Source organism: Trinickia caryophylli (assembly GCF_034424545.1).
Lineage (GTDB): Bacteria > Pseudomonadota > Gammaproteobacteria > Burkholderiales > Burkholderiaceae > Trinickia > Trinickia caryophylli.
This window is the reverse complement of record NZ_CP139970.1, coordinates 3,068,261-3,086,134: the sequence shown is the minus strand read 5'-3', so window position 1 is coordinate 3,086,134 and position 17,874 is coordinate 3,068,261. Positions and strand designations below refer to the sequence as shown.

At 63.9% G+C, this 17,874-nt stretch carries 15 protein-coding genes; 10 read left to right on the top strand and 5 right to left on the bottom strand.

Annotated features, from left to right (window positions below; translation table 11 throughout):
* The first annotated feature begins 25 nt into the window (after positions 1–25).
* Positions 26–472, top strand: coding sequence for a dUTP diphosphatase (gene dut / locus U0034_RS13965; protein ID WP_085230323.1), 447 nt, complete (start codon positions 26–28; stop codon positions 470–472).
* Between the two features lie 29 nt (positions 473–501).
* Here dut and U0034_RS13960 read toward each other — a convergent pair whose 3' ends face one another.
* The 4 genes from U0034_RS13960 to clpS all read right to left on the bottom strand — a co-directional run bounded on the left by U0034_RS13960 (position 502) and on the right by clpS (position 4,856).
* Positions 502–1,038, bottom strand: a complete 537-nt coding sequence (locus tag U0034_RS13960; protein WP_199187098.1) for a hypothetical protein — start codon at positions 1,036–1,038, stop codon at positions 502–504.
* Entirely contained in the window at positions 1,038–2,078 is a 1,041-nt protein-coding gene (locus U0034_RS13955) for an AAA family ATPase (RefSeq protein WP_085230324.1), read from the bottom strand. The genes U0034_RS13960 and U0034_RS13955 overlap by 1 nt, the downstream gene beginning before the upstream one ends.
* A gap of 169 nt (positions 2,079–2,247) precedes the next feature.
* Positions 2,248–4,545, bottom strand: a complete 2,298-nt coding sequence (clpA, locus tag U0034_RS13950; RefSeq protein WP_085230325.1) for an ATP-dependent Clp protease ATP-binding subunit ClpA — start codon at positions 4,543–4,545, stop codon at positions 2,248–2,250.
* The gene (clpS, locus tag U0034_RS13945) at positions 4,542–4,856 is read right to left on the bottom strand and encodes an ATP-dependent Clp protease adapter ClpS (RefSeq protein ID WP_085230326.1); all 315 of its coding nucleotides are present in this window, start codon (positions 4,854–4,856) and stop codon (positions 4,542–4,544) included. The genes clpA and clpS overlap by 4 nt, the downstream gene beginning before the upstream one ends.
* 564 nt (positions 4,857–5,420) lie before the next feature.
* Here clpS and cspD point away from each other — a divergent pair.
* Positions 5,421–5,624 carry a cold shock domain-containing protein CspD gene (gene cspD / locus U0034_RS13940; protein ID WP_085230328.1) on the top strand — a complete coding sequence of 68 codons (204 nt, stop codon included), beginning with the start codon at positions 5,421–5,423 and terminating at the stop codon, positions 5,622–5,624.
* 327 nt (positions 5,625–5,951) lie between these two features.
* Here cspD and icd read toward each other — a convergent pair whose 3' ends face one another.
* Positions 5,952–7,208: an NADP-dependent isocitrate dehydrogenase gene (gene icd, locus U0034_RS13935; RefSeq protein ID WP_085230329.1), complete on the bottom strand. Its 1,257-nt coding sequence runs from the start codon at positions 7,206–7,208 to the stop codon at positions 5,952–5,954.
* Positions 7,209–7,595: 387 nt separating this feature from the next.
* Between icd and U0034_RS13930 the strand changes: the two genes are divergently transcribed.
* The 8 genes from U0034_RS13930 to U0034_RS13895 all read left to right on the top strand — a co-directional run bounded on the left by U0034_RS13930 (position 7,596) and on the right by U0034_RS13895 (position 17,717).
* Positions 7,596–8,177: a pseudouridine synthase gene (locus tag U0034_RS13930; protein WP_085230330.1), complete on the top strand. Its 582-nt coding sequence runs from the start codon at positions 7,596–7,598 to the stop codon at positions 8,175–8,177.
* A 349-nt stretch (positions 8,178–8,526) separates the two neighbouring features.
* On the top strand, positions 8,527–8,715 hold the full coding sequence (locus tag U0034_RS13925; protein WP_085230331.1) for a hypothetical protein: 189 nt from the start codon (positions 8,527–8,529) through the stop codon (positions 8,713–8,715).
* Positions 8,716–8,860: 145 nt separating this feature from the next.
* Positions 8,861–9,385, top strand: a complete 525-nt coding sequence (locus U0034_RS13920; protein WP_085230408.1) for a DUF192 domain-containing protein — start codon at positions 8,861–8,863, stop codon at positions 9,383–9,385.
* Positions 9,386–9,542: 157 nt separating this feature from the next.
* The gene (gene fusA / locus U0034_RS13915; RefSeq protein WP_085230332.1) at positions 9,543–11,651 is read left to right on the top strand and encodes an elongation factor G; all 2,109 of its coding nucleotides are present in this window, start codon (positions 9,543–9,545) and stop codon (positions 11,649–11,651) included.
* 316 nt (positions 11,652–11,967) lie between these two features.
* The gene (locus U0034_RS13910) at positions 11,968–13,644 is read left to right on the top strand and encodes an ABC transporter substrate-binding protein (protein ID WP_085230333.1); all 1,677 of its coding nucleotides are present in this window, start codon (positions 11,968–11,970) and stop codon (positions 13,642–13,644) included.
* An 88-nt stretch (positions 13,645–13,732) separates the two neighbouring features.
* A complete protein-coding gene (locus U0034_RS13905; RefSeq protein ID WP_085230334.1) occupies positions 13,733–14,743 on the top strand; it encodes an ABC transporter permease in 1,011 nt (336 codons plus the stop codon).
* The gene (locus tag U0034_RS13900; RefSeq protein WP_085230335.1) at positions 14,740–15,606 is read left to right on the top strand and encodes an ABC transporter permease; all 867 of its coding nucleotides are present in this window, start codon (positions 14,740–14,742) and stop codon (positions 15,604–15,606) included. The genes U0034_RS13905 and U0034_RS13900 overlap by 4 nt, the downstream gene beginning before the upstream one ends.
* Entirely contained in the window at positions 15,603–17,717 is a 2,115-nt protein-coding gene (locus tag U0034_RS13895) for an ABC transporter ATP-binding protein (protein ID WP_085230336.1), read from the top strand. Before U0034_RS13900 ends, U0034_RS13895 begins: the two co-directional genes overlap by 4 nt.
* The last annotated feature ends 157 nt before the right edge of the window (positions 17,718–17,874 follow it).

Genomic DNA, 17,874 nt, shown 5'->3' with positions numbered 1-17,874 from the left:
TCTTCGTCTCTTCGAGCGACAACGCATGAAACTCGATCTCAAGATCCTCGATGCGCGCATGCGCGAACAATTGCCCGCCTATGCAACGCCCGGCAGCGCCGGTCTCGACTTGCGCGCCTGCCTCGACAAGCCGCTGACGCTCGAGCCCGGCCAAACCGCGCTCGTGCCGACGGGCCTCGCCATTCACGTGGGCGATCCAGGGTACGCGGCGTTGATCCTGCCGCGCTCAGGGCTGGGCCACAAGCATGGCATCGTGCTCGGCAACCTCGTTGGGCTCATCGATTCGGACTACCAGGGCGAACTGATGATTTCGACCTGGAACCGCGGGGAGACGACGTTCACCCTCAATCCGATGGAGCGCCTTGCTCAACTGGTCATCGTCCCTGTGGTGCAGGCAGCGTTCAACATCGTGGACGAGTTCGAAGAAAGCGCACGCGGCGCGGGGGGCTTCGGCAGCACCGGCAAGCACTGAGCCCCGGGGCGGCGATAACCGACGCGTCGTTACCTCGCGTCTTCTACGCGCCAAGTCATCGACGCATGCAGTGAATGGCGATCCACCACCAACGCACGGGGATCGATTGCCTTGATCAAGGTCCGAAGTTTGATCGCGAGCTTGTCGGGCTCGATCACACGCGGGCGAAGGCGAGAATGCTTCGTAGGCTGCTCGAGATGGCAAACGACTCTGATCTTTGCAGCGCGGAGCAACGCCCGCGCGCAATCCTTCTCATTTTGATCGTTCGCTTGGCAACCGGTAGCGACAAGCCCGGCAAGCGTGTCGCGGACCTTGACAGCAATTTCTTCGGCCAGGTCGATAGCCTTGGTTCGCGCATGGACACGATAGTCCTTCACCTCGATCAGCCATGCAATGCGCTCGTCAGCTTGAGCGTAAACGATGTCGACCGCCTTATGATGGCCACCACACGCCGCTTGAAAGCCGTTACGGTAATGTGACCAGTGGTCGTATTTACTAGCAAGGCCGTCATCGGGAAACAGGAAAATCAGCGCACCCTCGCTCAACCTCGAGTTGATTACCGGCATCAGGTCCCCTCGCCTTCGAGGAACCGATCAGACTGGGCCAGTTCTTCATCCAGGAGGACAAGCGTGCGCAAATCGTCGAACGCGTCCCCTTGTTCAACGATCACATCGCTCTCCGTCCGTGCCAGCGCAAAGTAGCGACACGGAACGTCCCGATACGTCGATTTCTCTGTCAGCATCTCGATTTCGCGCAGAAGAAACAGAGAATGCGTGGCGATGAAGACCTGGATGCCCGCACGGGCCAAATGCATGATGCTCTCTGCAACTGTCTTGATGAGCCGCGGGTTGAGATTCGTCTCGGGCTCATCCCAGAACAAATAGCCCTGCTCGAGAAGAACGCCTGTACTGATCAACCGCGCGATCATCGCAATCTTGCGCACCCCCTCAGCGACGAGGGGCATTTCCATCTTGCCCTCGCCCGAAATCTGAAGGTAGAAACGTCCGCTCTTTCCATCCACGACGACCTTTCCGCCCATCGCCTCCTCGAGTGGCTCAAGCAAACGTGCCACGCTTCCTTCTCGTGGCCCCTTCACTGACGGTGCGCCAAGCAGCGAAACGGTGTCGCGCCAGGTCTCCTCGAACTCGAGATGGTAGTTGTCATAGAGCGACACAAACCATGGACATAACGTCACGAGTTCACGCGTCGGCAGATACACAGGCGGTGACTCCAAAGGCGCTGTCGGTGCGCGCAGCACATCCACGTGAGATTTCGCATTGGTCGCAAAACCGATGGCGGAGCTTTTCGCACGTTGCATCATCGTTAGTTTGATCTCGCAGCGGTCGCGCCCCTGTTTCCGCTTGACCAAGCGTCCTAGGCTCTCAGGGCGCAGGACGGTGACAAGCTTGTCTGCGTAGGTTTTCTCCAACGCGGATTTCGACGGTTCCGACACTGCCGACTGAACCTTCAACAGCGCATAAATCGCCTTGAGCACGTGTGTCTTGCCCAAGCCGTTTTCACCGACGATGACATTGAGTCCATCGGCGAACTTCCACGTCCCATTTGGAATGGTAGTGAAGCTCGTGAATTGAGCCGATCGCAGCATCGTAGTTGGTGCCCTTTCAAGTCGAATGGGCGGAGCATAGGGTGCATGCGCAACATCGTCAATCTCCCGCGCCAGCCAGCACCCATTTGGCCCGGCCTCAACGGCGTCTCAAAAAAACGCGGGCAATGCCCGCGTTTTTTTTGGCGTAACAGCCGCCTCCATCGAATCGCTATTCGACCTCGACCGTTTCCGGATTCGGGCTGCGCGGCGCCGCGTTCTCGTCGAACGTGAGCTGCACTTTGTCGTTCTCGTCGACGTCGACGGTCACGCGCCCGCCATTCATCAACTTGCCGAAGAGCAACTCGTCCGCCAACGCACGACGGATCGTGTCCTGAATCAGGCGCTGCATCGGCCGCGCGCCCATCAACGGATCGAAACCATGCTTCGCAAGGTGACGGCGCAACGCATCGGTAAAGACGGCATCGACCTTCTTCTCGTGCAGTTGATCCTCGAGCTGCATGAGGAACTTGTCGACGACGCGCATGATGATTTCTTCGTCGAGCGCACGGAAGCTGATAGTCGCGTCAAGCCGGTTACGGAATTCGGGCGTGAACATCCGCTTGATATCGGCCATTTCGTCACCGGTTTCGCGGCGCGTGGTGAAGCCGATCGTGCCCTTTTGCATCGATTCCGCACCCGCATTCGTCGTCATGATGATGATGACGTTGCGGAAATCCGCCTTGCGGCCGTTGTTGTCGGTCAGCGTGCCGTGGTCCATCACCTGCAGCAGCACGTTGAAGATGTCCGGGTGCGCTTTTTCGATCTCGTCGAGCAGCAGCACGCAGTGCGGCTTCTTCGTGACCGCCTCGGTGAGCAGCCCGCCTTGGTCGAAACCGACGTAACCCGGCGGCGCGCCGATCAGGCGGCTCACCGCGTGGCGCTCCATGTATTCCGACATATCGAAGCGGATCAACTCGATGCCGAGCGTGAAGGCCAACTGGCGCGCCACTTCGGTCTTGCCGACGCCGGTCGGGCCGGAGAACAGGAATGCGCCGATCGGCTTGTCGGTTTTGCCGAGACCCGCGCGCGCCATCTTGATGGCCGCGGAGAGCGCATCGATTGCCGGGTCCTGGCCGAAAACGACGGCCTTTAGATCGCGGTCGAGTGTCTGCAGCTTGCTGCGGTCGTCCTGCGACACGCTCTGCGCCGGCACACGCGCGATCTTCGAGATGATTTCCTCGATTTCGCCCTTGCCGATCGTCTTCTTTTGCTTCGACTTCGGCAGGATGCGCTGTGCCGCACCCGCTTCGTCGATCACGTCGATCGCCTTGTCGGGCAAATGGCGGTCCGTGATGAAGCGCGCCGAAAGCTCAGCCGCAGCCGAAAGCGCACCCGACGAGTACTTCACGCCGTGGTGCTCTTCGAAACGCGACTTCAGCCCACGCAGAATCGCCACCGTCTGCTCGACGGTCGGCTCCGTCACGTCGATCTTCTGGAAACGCCGCGAAAGCGCCGCGTCCTTCTCGAAGATGCCGCGATACTCGGTAAACGTCGTGGCGCCGATGCACTTGAGCATGCCCGACGACAGCGCCGGCTTGAGCAGGTTCGAGGCGTCGAGCGTGCCGCCCGATGCGGCGCCCGCGCCAATCAGCGTATGGATCTCGTCGATGAAGAGGATCGCGTGCGGGCGCTCCTTGAGCTCCTTGAGCACCGTTTTGAGACGCTGCTCGAAGTCGCCGCGGTATTTCGTACCCGCCAGCAACGCACCCATGTCGAGCGAGTAGACCTGTGCGTCTGCAAGGATGTCCGGCACCTCGCCGCGCGTGATGCGCCACGCCAGCCCTTCCGCAATGGCCGTTTTGCCCACGCCGGCCTCGCCCACGAGCAACGGGTTGTTCTTGCGCCGGCGGCAAAGCACCTGGACGACGCGCTCGACCTCGGACTCGCGGCCGATAAGCGGATCGATCCGGCCATCCTTGGCCATCTGGTTCAGGTTCTGCGTGAACTGCGCAAGCGGCGTTTCCTTCTGCGAAGCGGCGTCTTCCGACTCGGCGTTCGCCTCGCCCGCCTTGGCCGCATCGCTGCTGTTCGTCTTCGCGATGCCGTGCGAGATGAAGTTGACGACGTCCAGACGGGTCACGCCCTGCTGCTGCAGGTAGTACACGGCGTGCGAATCCTTTTCGCCGAAGATCGCCACGAGCACGTTCGCGCCCGTGACCTCCTTCTTGCCGTTCGACGTGGACTGAACGTGCATGATCGCGCGCTGGATCACGCGCTGAAAGCCCAGCGTCGGCTGCGTGTCCACGTCGTCGGTGCCGGGCACCGTGGGCGTGTTGTCGTGAATGAAGTTGCGCAGGTTCTGCCGCAGGTCTTCAATATTGGCCGCGCATGCGCGCAACACTTCCGCAGCCGTCGGATTGTCCAGCAACGCCAGCAAAAGATGTTCGACGGTAATGAACTCATGCCGTGCCTGGCGCGCTTCCATGAACGCCATGTGCAAGCTGACTTCCAGTTCCTGGGCAATCATGCTTCCTCCATCACGCACTGCAGCGGATGCCCTGCCTGCCGTGCGTGCGTAACAACCTGCTCGACCTTGGTCGACGCGATATCCCGCGTATAGACCCCACAAACTCCCCGCCCTTCGCGATGAACCTTGAGCATGATCTGCGTCGCGGTCTCACGATCTTTATTGAAATATTCCTGCACGATCATCACGACAAACTCCATTGGCGTGAAATCGTCATTCAACAACACTACTTTATACATGGACGGCGGCTTCAGCTCCTTTTCCTGTCGCTCGATGACCGTGCCGTCCTGCCTGTCCGGGATAATCGCCATACACCCATTCTAAACAACTCGGTGAGCCCCGCAATCCTGCAAAAACCCGACCGACCAGTTGTTGATCGCACCGTCACGGTGCGGCGCACCCGAGCGCGCCCCATCGTGCCGCCCAAACCCGCCGCGCCGCTCGCCTGGCTGCCGCTTGCGCGGCGCCGCGACACTCCGGCGCGCAGCCGGTTCGAGTATCGCACATTGCGTGCCGGCCCTCCTGCCGTGCCGCACGATGCGCGCCGCTCGTGCGACGTGTTTCGCGCCACTCCCATGTGCGTCGATTATGCGACTTTTCAAGTGCGCCCGCTTGCGCTAGCGCACAGTTGAGAAGAGGGAGAAACCCTGAAACTACGCGTTCGACACAACCTTCCATGACAGATCTCAAAATTCGCTTGACACGTGATTAAAGAGGTCCAACAATCAAGCTGGCACTTTTTTTCAGCTGGCCGCAACAAGTGCAAGTACGAAAAAATGCCGAGGTGAGCTAGTGCGGAGGGGGCGGCTGCGTCGCGCGGCTGTCGAGCTTTTCGAGCGTGCTCGTGGTAGACATGAGTTACAGGGGAAGTTGGTATGGCAACTGGTACGGTCAAGTGGTTCAACGACGCAAAAGGCTTCGGGTTCATCACGCCTGACGAAGGCGGCGAGGATCTGTTTGCGCATTTCTCGGCCATCCAGATGAACGGGTTCAAGACGCTCAAGGAAGGTCAGAAGGTGAGCTTCGAAGTCGTTCAGGGTCCGAAAGGCAAGCAAGCGTCGAACATCCAGAACGCCTGAGATAGTTCGACCCATCGCTTTCTGAAACCCGGCCACGGCCGGGTTTTTTTATGCCCGGCGACTCGAGCGCACGATCCGACTACTTGTCTTGCGTTCATTGTGGCGAGCCGACGCGCCCAGTCGTTGCGCCACGTCATGAAAATCGCATTCAGTCGCCGTTGCGCGCGGCGATTGGTTGCAATGCGCCGAACAATGTCGGCGTAATGAAGAAAAAATTCGGAAAATCGAAGAATCCCGGGCGGCGCCCGAAAAAAAACCCCGGGCCACGATGTGGCGCCGGGGTTTCGCGCAGGTGGCGGCGCGATGCCGCCACTGTGCGTCCGTGATTTACATGTTCTCGATCAGCACCTGACCGAAGCCCGAGCACGAAACCTGCGTCGCACCTTCCATCAGGCGCGCGAAGTCGTACGTGACGCGCTTTTGCAGGATCGACTTTTCCATCGACGAAATAATGACGTCAGCCGCTTCGGTCCAGCCGAGGTGGCGCAGCATCATTTCGGCCGAGAGGATCTCGGAGCCCGGGTTCACGTAGTCCTTGCCAGCGTACTTCGGCGCCGTGCCGTGCGTGGCTTCGAACATCGCGACCGAATCGGACATGTTCGCGCCCGGCGCGATGCCGATGCCGCCCACCTGCGCGGCGAGCGCGTCCGAAATGTAGTCGCCGTTCAGGTTCAGCGTGGCGATCACGTCGTATTCGGCCGGACGCAGCAGGATCTGCTGCAAGAAGGCGTCGGCGATCACGTCCTTTACGACGATCTCGTTGCCCGTCCTCGGGTTCTTGAACTTCATCCACGGGCCGCCGTCGATCAGTTCGGCGCCGAACTCCTTCTGGGCGAGCGCGTAGCCGTAATCGCGGAAGGCGCCTTCCGTGAACTTCATGATGTTGCCCTTGTGCACGAGCGTGACCGAGCGGCGGTCATTGTCGATCGCGTACTGGATCGCCTTGCGCACGAGACGCTCGGTGCCCTCGCGCGACACCGGCTTGATGCCGATGCCCGAGGTTTCCGGGAAGCGGATCTTCTTGACGCCCATTTCCTCGCGCAGGAACTTGATGACCTTCTTGGCCTGCTCCGATTCGGCCGCCCACTCGATGCCCGCGTAGATGTCTTCCGAGTTCTCGCGGAAGATCACCATGTTCGTCTTCTCGGGCTCGCGCACGGGCGAAGGCACACCCTTGAAGTACTGCACCGGGCGCAGGCAGACGTACAGATCCAGTTCCTGACGCAGCGCGACGTTCAGCGAGCGAATGCCGCCGCCAACGGGCGTCGTGAGCGGGCCCTTGATCGAAACGACATACTCCTTGAGCACTTGCAGCGTCTCTTCCGGCAGCCATACGTCCGGGCCGTAGACCTTCGTCGCCTTCTCGCCAGCGTAGATCTCCATCCAGTGGATCTTGCGCTTGCCGCCGTATGCCTTCTCGACGGCCGCATCGACCACCTTGATCATCACAGGCGTGATGTCGAAGCCCGTGCCGTCGCCTTCGATGTACGGAATGATCGGTTGGTCGGAAACGTTGAGCGAGAAGTCCGAGTTGACGGTGATTTTGTCACCGCCTGTCGGCACCTTGATGTGCTGATACGGCATGATCGACTCCAGTGTTGGCTGTGCAGGGAAAGCGAGTGCAAAAACGCGAAACCGGGCGCTGCGTCTCGCAGCGTTCGACTCGCTCAGGATGTCTCATTGTGCTTGACGCGGCTCGCGCCAATGCGGCTGGCTCGCTATTCTAGCCCACGTTGCACGTGCGGCACCGCCCCGGCCGAAGCCGCGCCAGACATGCTGCCGGCCCGGCGCGACGAGGAAACATGGCGCGCACCGGCCGCTGGCGAGGCTGCGGCAAGAAATGCGAGCGTTCTCAGGTCTTATATAAGACAGAAGACTTGCCGTTCCGTATTATGCATTAAGATCCCGCCATTTGCCATAGACGATGGCCCCGCTCGGGGCCGCCGTCCCGCTTCCGCCACTTTGCATGCCATGCAACTCATCGCCCTGAACAAGCCGTTCGGCACCATTTGCCAGTTTTCCGCCCATGAAACGCGGGCGACGCTCGCCGACTGGGTGAAACTGCCCGGCGTCTACCCCGCCGGCCGCCTCGATGCCGACAGCGAGGGGTTGTTGCTGCTTACCGACGACGGTGGTTTGCAAGCGCGCGTTGCCGAGCCGCGGCACAAGCTCGTGAAACGTTACTGGGCCCAGGTGGAAGGCACGCCCGACGAAGCCGCGCTTCGAGCCCTGGCACGCGGCGTGGACCTGGGCGATTACGTCACGCGCCCGTGTCACGCGCGCGTCATCGACGAACCTGAAGGGCTCTGGCCGCGCGTGCCGCCGATCCGTTATCGCGCGGCGATTCCCACGACCTGGATCGAGATCGCGCTCAGCGAAGGAAAGAACAGGCAGGTACGGCGCATGACGGCGGCGGTCGGCTTCCCGACGCTGCGCCTCGTGCGCGTGGGCATCGGCGCGCTCGACATCTTTGCGCTGGGCCTGACTCCGGGCGAGTGGCAAACGCTGCCGCCGCGCGCGCCGTGGGACGGGCTCGCTCGGACGCGCGCATAAGGACGGAGGGCGCATGCGCCGCGCCGCCGCGCGGCACAGCGTCACCGTGCCATCTATCCAGACCCGCCGCGCCGGTCGGCGCAAGACGCCAGCCCGCCATCGATCGTCGTCAACCGGCGCCGCACCTCGCGCGTTATTCGACGCAGATGCCGCTCGAAGCTATCCGGCATTCGCGCCAAGGCCGCGGCATGCCTGCCCAACGGCGGGATGAAACAGCCCCGAAGCGCTCGCAGACGCGTCGTCGAAGTCCGTCGATGCGGCTGTCAACCGAAAGGTGGATGGCACGTTTACCGACATGACTCATTGACCGGGTCACTTGGTTAATTCACTCAAGCTGAGGATTTACGACATGAACAAACTGATCGCCGCTCTGGTCGCTGGCCTGTTCGCAACCGCCGCTTTCGCACAAGCTTCGGCTCCGGAAGCCGCTTCGACGGAAGCCGCTTCGGCTGCCAAGCCGGCCAAGAAGGCTCACAAGGCGAAGAAGTCGCACAAGAAGGCTGCCAAGGCTGAAGCCGCTTCGGCCGCTTCGGAGTAAGTTTGTTGTAAAGACGCAGTCAAGAACAAGCAGTCTGCCGTTCTTCACGGCGTTCGAAGGCAGGTGGCCGCAAGGCGCCTGCCTTTTGTTTTTTTCGCTTTTTGCCGGGTTTTCATTTTGCTTCGGCCCGAGCCGCTCGCGTAACATGCGCGGGTTCAGTCACAGAAGGAGTGCTTTCGTGGGAGTCTTTCTTCGCTCGCGCCTGGCGCGTATCGCCGCCACCGTCGTCCTGCCTCTCGCCACACTCGCGGCCGGCTCCGCCATCGCGCAGCAGATGCCGGCGGGCGCCAAGCCGCCGTCGGCATTCCCGCACGCCAGGCTCACGGTGGGCATGTTCGTGATCGACGCCGCGGTCGCGGCCAACGACGCCGACCGCGAACAAGGACTCATGTACCGCACGGAACTTGCGCCGAACGAAGGCATGCTCTTCGTTTTCGGCGAGAACGCAGTGCACTGCTTCTGGATGAAGAACACGCTGATCCCGCTTTCCATCGCGTTCATGCGCGCGGATGGCACGATCACCGACATCGACGAGATGCAGGCGGAGACGACGAACAATCATTGCCCGCGCAACAACGGCGTCTATGCGCTGGAGATGAGCAAAGGCTGGTTTGCGGCCAAGGGCATCAAGCCCGGCATGAAGGTCATGGGGCTGCCGCAGCCGAACTGACCTTTCCGAAGGCCCCGGGCCCGCCCTTGTCCGGTATGGGTCGCTGCAAAAGGTGCTGGCAGGCGCTATGCTTGTGATCTGCACACGCGGCGCGCGGCGAGGCGGGCGAATGGCGCCCTCCTGCGTTGGCAGCGCCCTCTTTGCAAGGAGATCGAACGTGCCCCGCAAGACTCCCATCGAGCGCTACCGGAACATCGGCATCAGCGCTCACATCGATGCCGGCAAAACCACGACCACCGAACGCATCCTGTTCTACACCGGCGTGAGCCACAAGATCGGCGAGGTTCACGAGGGCGCGGCGGTGATGGACTGGATGGAGCAGGAGCAGGAGCGCGGCATCACGATCACGTCGGCCGCGACCACCGCCTTCTGGAAGGGTATGGCGGGAAACTACCCCGAGCATCGGATCAACATCATCGACACCCCCGGCCACGTCGACTTCACGATCGAAGTCGAGCGCTCGATGCGCGTGCTCGACGGCGCCTGCATGGTGTACGACTCGGTCGGCGGCGTACAGCCGCAGTCCGAGACCGTCTGGCGCCAGGCGAACAAGTACAAGGTGCCGCGCATCGCGTTCGTCAACAAGATGGACCGCGTGGGCGCGGATTTCTTCCGCGTGCAGCGGCAGATCGGGGAGCGGCTCAAGGGTGTGGCCGTACCGATCCAGATCCCCGTCGGCGCGGAAGAGCATTTCCAGGGCGTGATCGACCTCGTCAAGATGAAGGCGATCATCTGGGACGAGGAAAGCCAGGGCGTCAAGTTCGAATACCGCGACATTCCGGCCGAGCTCCTGCCGACCGCCGAGGAGTGGCGCGAGAAGATGGTCGAGGCGGCAGCCGAAGCCAGCGAGGAACTGCTCGAAAAGTACCTGACCGACCATACCTCGCTCTCCGAGGCCGAGATCAAGGCCGGCTTGCGCAAGCGCACGATCGCCAACGAGATCGTACCGATGCTTTGCGGCAGCGCGTTCAAGAACAAGGGCGTACAGGCGATGCTCGATGCCGTGATCGACTATCTGCCCTCGCCCATCGACGTGCCGGCCATCCTGGGCCATGACGAGGACGACAAGGAGGCCGAGCGGCATCCGAGCGACGAGGAGCCGTTCTCCGCGCTGGCGTTCAAGATCATGACCGACCCGTTCGTCGGCCAGCTCATCTTCTTTCGCGTCTACTCGGGCCTCGTCAATTCGGGCGACACGGTCCTCAATTCGACGAAGAGCAAAAAAGAGCGCATCGGCCGGATCCTGCAGATGCACGCGAACGACCGCAAGGAAATCAAGGAGGTCTATGCCGGCGACATCGCCGCGGCCGTCGGCCTGAAAGAGGCGACGACGGGCGACACGCTGTGCGATCCCGCCAATCCGATCATTCTCGAGCGGATGATCTTCCCCGAGCCGGTGATCTCGCAGGCCGTCGAGCCGAAAACGAAGGCCGACCAGGAAAAGATGGGCATCGCGTTGAACCGTCTCGCACAGGAGGATCCGTCGTTTCGCGTGCAGACCGACGAAGAGTCGGGGCAGACGATCATCTCGGGCATGGGCGAGCTGCACCTCGAAATTCTCGTCGATCGCATGAAGCGCGAATTCAACGTGGAGGCTACCGTCGGCAAACCGCAGGTGGCCTACCGCGAAACGGTCCGCAATACGGTGGAGGACGTCGAGGGCAAGTTCGTCAAGCAGTCGGGCGGCCGCGGCCAATACGGTCACGCGGTCATCAAGCTCGAACCGCAGCCGCCGGGCAAGGGCTACGAGTTCGTCGACGCGATCAAAGGCGGCGTGATCCCGCGCGAATACATCCCCGCCGTGGACAAGGGGATTCAGGACACGCTCAAAAGCGGCGTGCTCGCGGGCTACCCCGTGGTGGACGTGAAGGTGACGCTGACCTTCGGCTCCTACCACGATGTCGACTCGAACGAAAACGCGTTCCGCATGGCCGGTTCGATGGCGTTCAAGGAGGCGATGCGCAAAGCGAAACCCGTGCTGCTCGAGCCGATGATGGCTGTCGAGGTCGAAACGCCCGAGGACTTCATGGGCAACGTGATGGGCGACCTGTCGAGCCGGCGCGGGATCGTGCAGGGCATGGAGGACATCGCGGGCGGCGGCGGGAAGGTGGTCCGTGCCGAGGTGCCGCTTGCCGAGATGTTCGGCTACTCGACGTCGCTGCGCTCGCTCACGCAGGGCCGCGCGACGTACACGATGGAGTTCAAGCACTACGCCGAAACGCCGACGCAGGTTTCGGAGGCGATCATCAACTCGAAGGGCAAGTAACGGCGCAGATGCGCGGCGGGCCCGCGCCCGCCTTGCCCCTCGACAGGCGGCCCGCTCCCGTGCAGGGTGCGGGCCGTTTTCTTGCTCGGCCCTGGCGGCCAATTCCGTGCCGTCGCGGTGTCGCGCGCTCGCTGCTTCGATGTGCGCAACGAGTTCGCGAACGCCCGCGCGGCCCGCGCCATCGTGCCGCCCGCGTAACGAATCCACCTCGAGTCGCGCTACACTGGCACGCACGCGCCTCATCGCAGTACCGATCGTCGCCGCCCTTGCTTCTCCGCCGGGCGCCTGCCAACCGAACGAACCGGAATATGCCACGATGACAGCCCGCCAGCGCCTCCTTGCTGCTCTCGACGCCGTTCGCCGCGAAGCCGGCGAACTCGGCAACCATGCCATCGACGAATATGCCGCCGGCCGTCTCACGCGGCGCGAACTGCTGCGCTACGCGAGCGTCATGGGGTTCTCGGGCATGGCTGCATTCGCCGCCAGCGGGCTCGCGCTGCCGCGGCGCGTGCTCGCGCAGCCTGCCGGACGCGCCGACGCAACGATCCGCGTCGCGCATCTGATGCCCGCCGGTGCCGTCGATCCACTGACGGTCTCCGATGCCTCGGGCCTCGCGCTGATCGCGCAAACGGGTGAGTTCCTCATCGACGACGAAAGCGGCGGCTCGCAGTTGAAGCCCGCGCTGGCGCTCTCGTGGCAGGCGAATCCGAAGGGCGATGTATGGACGTTCAAGCTACGCCACGGCGTCAAGTTTCACGACGGGCGTTCGTTCGGTGCCAACGATGTGGTCGCGACCTTCGACCGGCTGGCCGACCCCGCAAGCGGCTCGGCGGCCCTCTCGATGCTCCGCGGCGTGCTGTCGAAGGGCGGCACGCGGGCACTCGACGAGCACACCGTTGCGTTTCACCTCGACGCGCCGACCGGCAATTTTCCGTACTACGTCTCGTCCGACAATTACAACGCAGTGATCCTGCCCGCGGGCATGAACGGGCCGTACGAAAAAAGCTTCATCGGCACCGGACCGTTCCGGCTCGAGCGATACCAACCGAAGGTCGGCGCGTCTTTCGTCAGACATGACGGGTATTGGGGCGCCAAGGCACTTGCCGCACGCGTGCAGTTTTCCTTCTATGGCGATCAGCAGGCGCAGATCCTCGCGCTGCTCGGAAACCGGGCCGACGCCATGGGCGACTTCACGGTCCAGGGGGGCACCGCCATTCTCAACCGCCCCGATACGTTCGACATCCTGTCGGTGCGCTCGAGCGCGCATCGTCAGATGCACATGCGATGCGATCAGGCGCCGTTCGCGGATAAGCGCGTGCGGCAGGCGCTGGCCCTCGCGCTCGACCGCGACGTGATGGTCAAGGGCCTCTTCAAGGGGCGCGCGACCGTGGGCAACGACCATCCGTTCGCCCCCGTGTTCGCTTCGGCCGATGGCACCGTCGCACAGCGCAGGCAGGATATCGCGCGCGCGAAGGCACTGCTCGCGCAGGCCGGCCATGGCAACGGATTCGATGCCACCCTGACGACGGAGAAGTTCATGGAGATCGCGGATCTCGCCGTCGTGGTGCAAAACGCTGCCAAGGCGATCGGCGTGCGCCTGAATCTGAAGATCGAAAGCCAGGGGCAATACTACGGCGCCGGCGCGTTCGGCAAGTCGGACTGGCTCGACTCCGCGCTCGGCATTACGGACTACGGTCACCGCGGCGTGCCGAATCTTTTTCTCAATGCCCCGCTCACGAGCAATGGCGCATGGAACGCCGCCCATTTCAAGCATCCGCAATATGACAAGCTCGTCGCCCAGTTCGCCGGCGCGCTCGATATCGCCTCGCAAAAGCGGCTCGCACGCGAAATCGAAACGCTGCTCGTCGACGAAACACCCGTGGTCATACCGTACTTTTTCGATCAGCTCGTCGCCGTGCGCAAAACGCTCAAGGGTGTGCGGTTCACGGCGATCTCGCAGCTCTACTTCGATCGTGCGACGCTCGTCGCCTAGCGGAGCCGGCTGAGCGACGAACGCCGTTCCAACTCGCCGCACCGCATTTCTTTCGATTCGATCGCGCCCGCATCGCCGCCGCAAGCCTATGTCCGCCACCGTTCGATTTCCCCGTCTTCGCTTCACCTCCAGCGCAACCGCACGCGTGGCGTGGCTTCTCGCCGAGCGGCTGCTGCTCGCGCTCGCAACGCTCGCCCTGCTTTCAGGGCTCGTATTCGCGCTCGGACAATTGCTGCCCGGCGACATCGGACGGGCAATATTGGGGCCGCTCGCCGATGCGCAGGCCGTCGCCGCGCTGAATCGACAACTTGGCGCGGACCAGCCTCTTCTCGCACAATACGGCCACTGGGTCGCCGCCTTCGTGCAGGGCGACATGGGCACGTCATACGCGTTTCGCGAGCCGGCCGCGCCGTTCGTGCTGCGCGCGCTCGAAAACTCCGCGAAGCTCGCCGCGCTCAGCTTCGTCATCGTGGTGCCGCTCGGCATCGCCGCGGGTGTGACGGCCGCCATGCATGCCGGGCGCTGGCTCGATCGCACGCTGATGATCGCTGGACTGTCGGCCACCATCGTGCCGGAATTCGTCTCCTCGATCCTGCTGATCCTCGTGTTCGGCGTGTGGCTCGAATGGTTGCCCACGGAGGCGTCCTACCCGTCCGACGCAAGCCTGACCGACGCGCTGCGCCATCTGATCCTGCCCGCCTTGCCGCTCGTGTTCGTGTTCTTCGGCTACATTGCTCGAATGGCGCGGGCGGGTACCGCGGAAGCCCTCGATGCCGATTACACGCGCACCGCGATTCTCAAGGGCCTGCCGCGCCGTACCGTCATCGTGCGCCACGTGCTGCGCAATGCCCTGCCGCCCACCCTCACGGTCGCGGCCACGCAACTCGGCTACATGGTGGGCGGGCTCGTCGTGGTCGAAACGCTCTTTCACTATCAGGGCATCGGCTCGCTCATCTACAACGCGGCCACGGCGAAGGACTTTCCGATGCTGGAAGCGGGTGTACTGAGCGTCGGCATCGTCTACACGATCGCGAGCTTCGCCGCGGACGCGCTTCTGATGCTGCTCGATCCGCGTTTGCGCACCGGAGGCGCACGATGACCGAACGCGTAGAGCCCCTCCCCGGCCCCCTTCATTCCGCGCGCTTGCTGCCGTGGCGGGCATTGTCGCGCTCGCCCGGTTTCGTCGTCGGCGCCGCGATCGTGCTGTTCTGGCTCGCCTCGGCATTGCTCGGGCCGTGGGTCGTGCCGCACGATCCGTATGCCTCGGACCCGCTCAACGCGCTCCTGCCGCCCGATCGCACGCACTGGTTCGGCACCGATCAGCTCGGCCGCGACGTCTTCTCCCGCGTGATCGTCGGCTCGCGCGACATATTCGGCATCGCGCCACTCGCCACGCTCGTCGGCACATGCGCCGGCACTGCGCTCGGGCTCCTCGTCGGCTATGCGGGCGGCTGGCTCGACAAGATCGTCGGGCGCGTCATCGATGCACTCCTCGCGCTGCCGCTCGTCATCGTCGCACTCGCCGCATTGGCGGCACTCGGCGCGTCGAGCCTCGCCGTCATCCTCGTCATCGGCGTCACATTCATGCCGATCACCGCCCGCACCGTGCGCGCAGCGGTACTCGCGGAGCGGCATCTCGACTATGTGGCCGCCGCGCGCTCGCGCGGCGAGCACACGCTCTACATCATGTTCGCCGAGATATTGCCCAACGTGCTGCCCGCCGTGGTCGTGGAAGGCACCGTCCGGCTCGGCTACGCGATCTTCGCCGTCGCGACGCTTTCGTTCCTCGGCTTCGGCGTGGCACCGCCATCCGCCGACTGGGGGCTCGCGCTCGCCGAATCCTATTCGCTGATGACAGGCGGTGCCTGGTGGACCGTGACGTTCGATGCCGTAGCCATCGCCACGCTCGTCGTCGGCGTGCATCTCGTCGCCGACGCCGCAACCGAGGTCATTCGGTCATGAGCAGCGTACCGAAGCTGAATCGATTCCCCGCGCTCGATACGTCGGCACGCTCGCGCAGCGATGCATTGGCCGTCACGGGCCTCACCGTGGCCTATCGCACGCGCACGGGCGAGCGCGAAGCGCTGCACGACATTACGTTGCGCGTGGCGCAAGGCGAAGCCTATGGCCTCGTCGGCGAGTCCGGCTGCGGCAAGTCCACGCTCGCTTTCGCCACGCTCGGGTACCTCGCGGACAACGCACAGGTGAAGGCGGGCCGCATTGCGGTGAACGGCGCCGAAATCGCGGCGCTCGACGCCGAGGCGCTGCGCACGCTGCGCGCGAAAACGGTCTCGATGGTCTATCAAGATCCGTCGCGCGCCCTCAACCCGTCGTTGACGGTCGGCGTGCAGCTGTCCGAGGCATTCGAGACGGCGGCCGGTCTGGCGCGCGGGGCGGCGCGCGATCAGGCGCTCGACATGCTCGAACGCGTGCGCATCGCCGCGCCGCTCGAGGCCATGAGCCGCTACCCGCATCAACTGTCGGGCGGCATGCAGCAGCGCGTCGTCATCGCGATGGCGCTCGCGTCGAACCCGGCGCTGCTCGTGCTCGACGAGCCCACGACGGGCCTCGATGCAACGGTGCAGGCCGACATTCTCGATCTGGTCGCGCAATTGCGCGAGCAAACGGGCATGGCGGTGCTCTTCATCAGCCACGATCTCGCCGTGGTCGGGCAGGTCTGCAGCCGCATCGGCGTACTGTACGCGGGACGGCTCGTGGAGGAAGGCGCGACGGCGGACGTCTTCGGCGCGCCTCATCATCCCTATACCGTCGGCCTGCTGCGCTGCCTGCCCGCCCGCTCCTCCGGCAAGCGGCTCGCGCGCCTCGATACGATCGAGGGGCTGCCGCCGGCTTCCGGAGCCGTGCCGCGCGGGTGTGTCTTCGCACCGCGCTGCGCGCTCGCCGACGATCGCTGCCGGCGCGAACCGCCGCCGCCTCACCGTTTCACGATGCCCGGCGGCGTGCAAATGGCCCGCTGTCATTACCACGAGCAAGCTCGTGCGTTGCCGCATCGGCCGAACTCGAGCGAGGGGCGGACCCTGCGCGCCGATGCGTCGCTGCGGCCCGCCCGGCTGTTGCACGCCTCCCATCTCTCGAAGACATTCGCGAGCGAGCACGGCAGCGTGCGTGCCGTTCACGACGTCTCCCTCACGCTCGGCGAGGGCGAGACACTCGGCCTGGTCGGCGAATCGGGCAGCGGCAAGACCACGCTTGCGAAGCTGATAGCGGGCCTGCTGCCGCCGGATGCGGGCGGCTCGATCGAGCTGGACGGCAAGCCGCTGCCCGCGCGCGTGGAGCGGCGCAGTCACGATCAGGTGAAGTCGCTGCAGTTCGTCTTTCAACATGCCGACTCGGCGCTCAACCGGGCGCATCCGGTCGCGCGCCTCATCGGGCGCGCGCTCACGAAGCTGGCCGCGCTACGCGGCACCGAGCGCGACGCTCGGCTCGCGGCGCTGCTGACCGACCTGCGGCTGCCCACGGATTATCTCGATGCGAGAACCCGTCAGCTCTCGGGCGGACTCAAGCAACGCGTGGCCATCGCGCGCGCGTTTGCCGGCGATCCGCGCATCGTCGTTTGCGACGAACCGACGTCATCGCTCGACGTATCGGTGCAGGCATCGATACTCAACCTGCTCGTCGATCTGCAGCGCGAGCACGGCACCAGCTACCTCTTCGTGTCGCACGACCTGCACGTCGTACGCTACGTGTCCGATCGGATCGCCGTGATGTACCTCGGCCGCCTGCTCGAAATCGGCGCGACCGGGTCGATATTCGAAGGGCCGTGTCATCCCTACACGGAAGCGCTCATTTCGGCCATGCCGAGTGCGATGCCGGGCGAAACAGGCGAGAGGCCCCCACGCGTTCGCCTGCTCGGGGAGCCGCCGAGCGCCTCCGACGCGCCGAGCGGTTGTGTGTTCCACACGCGTTGCCCGCGCAAGCTCGGCGCAATCTGCGAAGACTGCGCGCCCCCGTTTGCCGATGCCGGCGACGGGCACCTCATCCGCTGCCATATCCCCATTTCGGATCTGACCGCGATCCGCCATCAGGCGCCACGCCCCGCCGGCCGCCTTTGAGCCCCCCGCACGACACACGCCACAGACGGGACCATCGGGACCATCGCGCGAGGACCGCCGAAAGCAGAACCGCCGCAGTCGGAAGCGCTAACGGTGGTCGGCGCGGCGGCGGCAATGCCAGTGGAAACGGCCGAAGAACGGCCCGCTCACCGCCTTC

Bases quoted from the DNA above. Each gene is read 5' to 3' on its own strand.
- dut (WP_085230323.1), top strand. From the start codon at position 26: ATGAAACTCGATCTCAAGATCCTCGATGCGCGCATGCGCGAACAATTG.
- U0034_RS13960 (WP_199187098.1), bottom strand. From the start codon at position 1,038: ATGCCGGTAATCAACTCGAGGTTGAGCGAGGGTGCGCTGATTTTCCTG.
- U0034_RS13955 (WP_085230324.1), bottom strand. From the start codon at position 2,078: ATGCTGCGATCGGCTCAATTCACGAGCTTCACTACCATTCCAAATGGG.
- clpA (WP_085230325.1), bottom strand. From the start codon at position 4,545: ATGATTGCCCAGGAACTGGAAGTCAGCTTGCACATGGCGTTCATGGAA.
- clpS (WP_085230326.1), bottom strand. From the start codon at position 4,856: ATGGCGATTATCCCGGACAGGCAGGACGGCACGGTCATCGAGCGACAG.
- cspD (WP_085230328.1), top strand. From the start codon at position 5,421: ATGGCAACTGGTACGGTCAAGTGGTTCAACGACGCAAAAGGCTTCGGG.
- icd (WP_085230329.1), bottom strand. From the start codon at position 7,208: ATGCCGTATCAGCACATCAAGGTGCCGACAGGCGGTGACAAAATCACC.
- U0034_RS13930 (WP_085230330.1), top strand. From the start codon at position 7,596: ATGCAACTCATCGCCCTGAACAAGCCGTTCGGCACCATTTGCCAGTTT.
- U0034_RS13925 (WP_085230331.1), top strand. From the start codon at position 8,527: ATGAACAAACTGATCGCCGCTCTGGTCGCTGGCCTGTTCGCAACCGCC.
- U0034_RS13920 (WP_085230408.1), top strand. From the start codon at position 8,861: ATGCGCGGGTTCAGTCACAGAAGGAGTGCTTTCGTGGGAGTCTTTCTT.
- U0034_RS13910 (WP_085230333.1), top strand. From the start codon at position 11,968: ATGACAGCCCGCCAGCGCCTCCTTGCTGCTCTCGACGCCGTTCGCCGC.
- U0034_RS13905 (WP_085230334.1), top strand. From the start codon at position 13,733: ATGTCCGCCACCGTTCGATTTCCCCGTCTTCGCTTCACCTCCAGCGCA.
- U0034_RS13900 (WP_085230335.1), top strand. From the start codon at position 14,740: ATGACCGAACGCGTAGAGCCCCTCCCCGGCCCCCTTCATTCCGCGCGC.
- U0034_RS13895 (WP_085230336.1), top strand. From the start codon at position 15,603: ATGAGCAGCGTACCGAAGCTGAATCGATTCCCCGCGCTCGATACGTCG.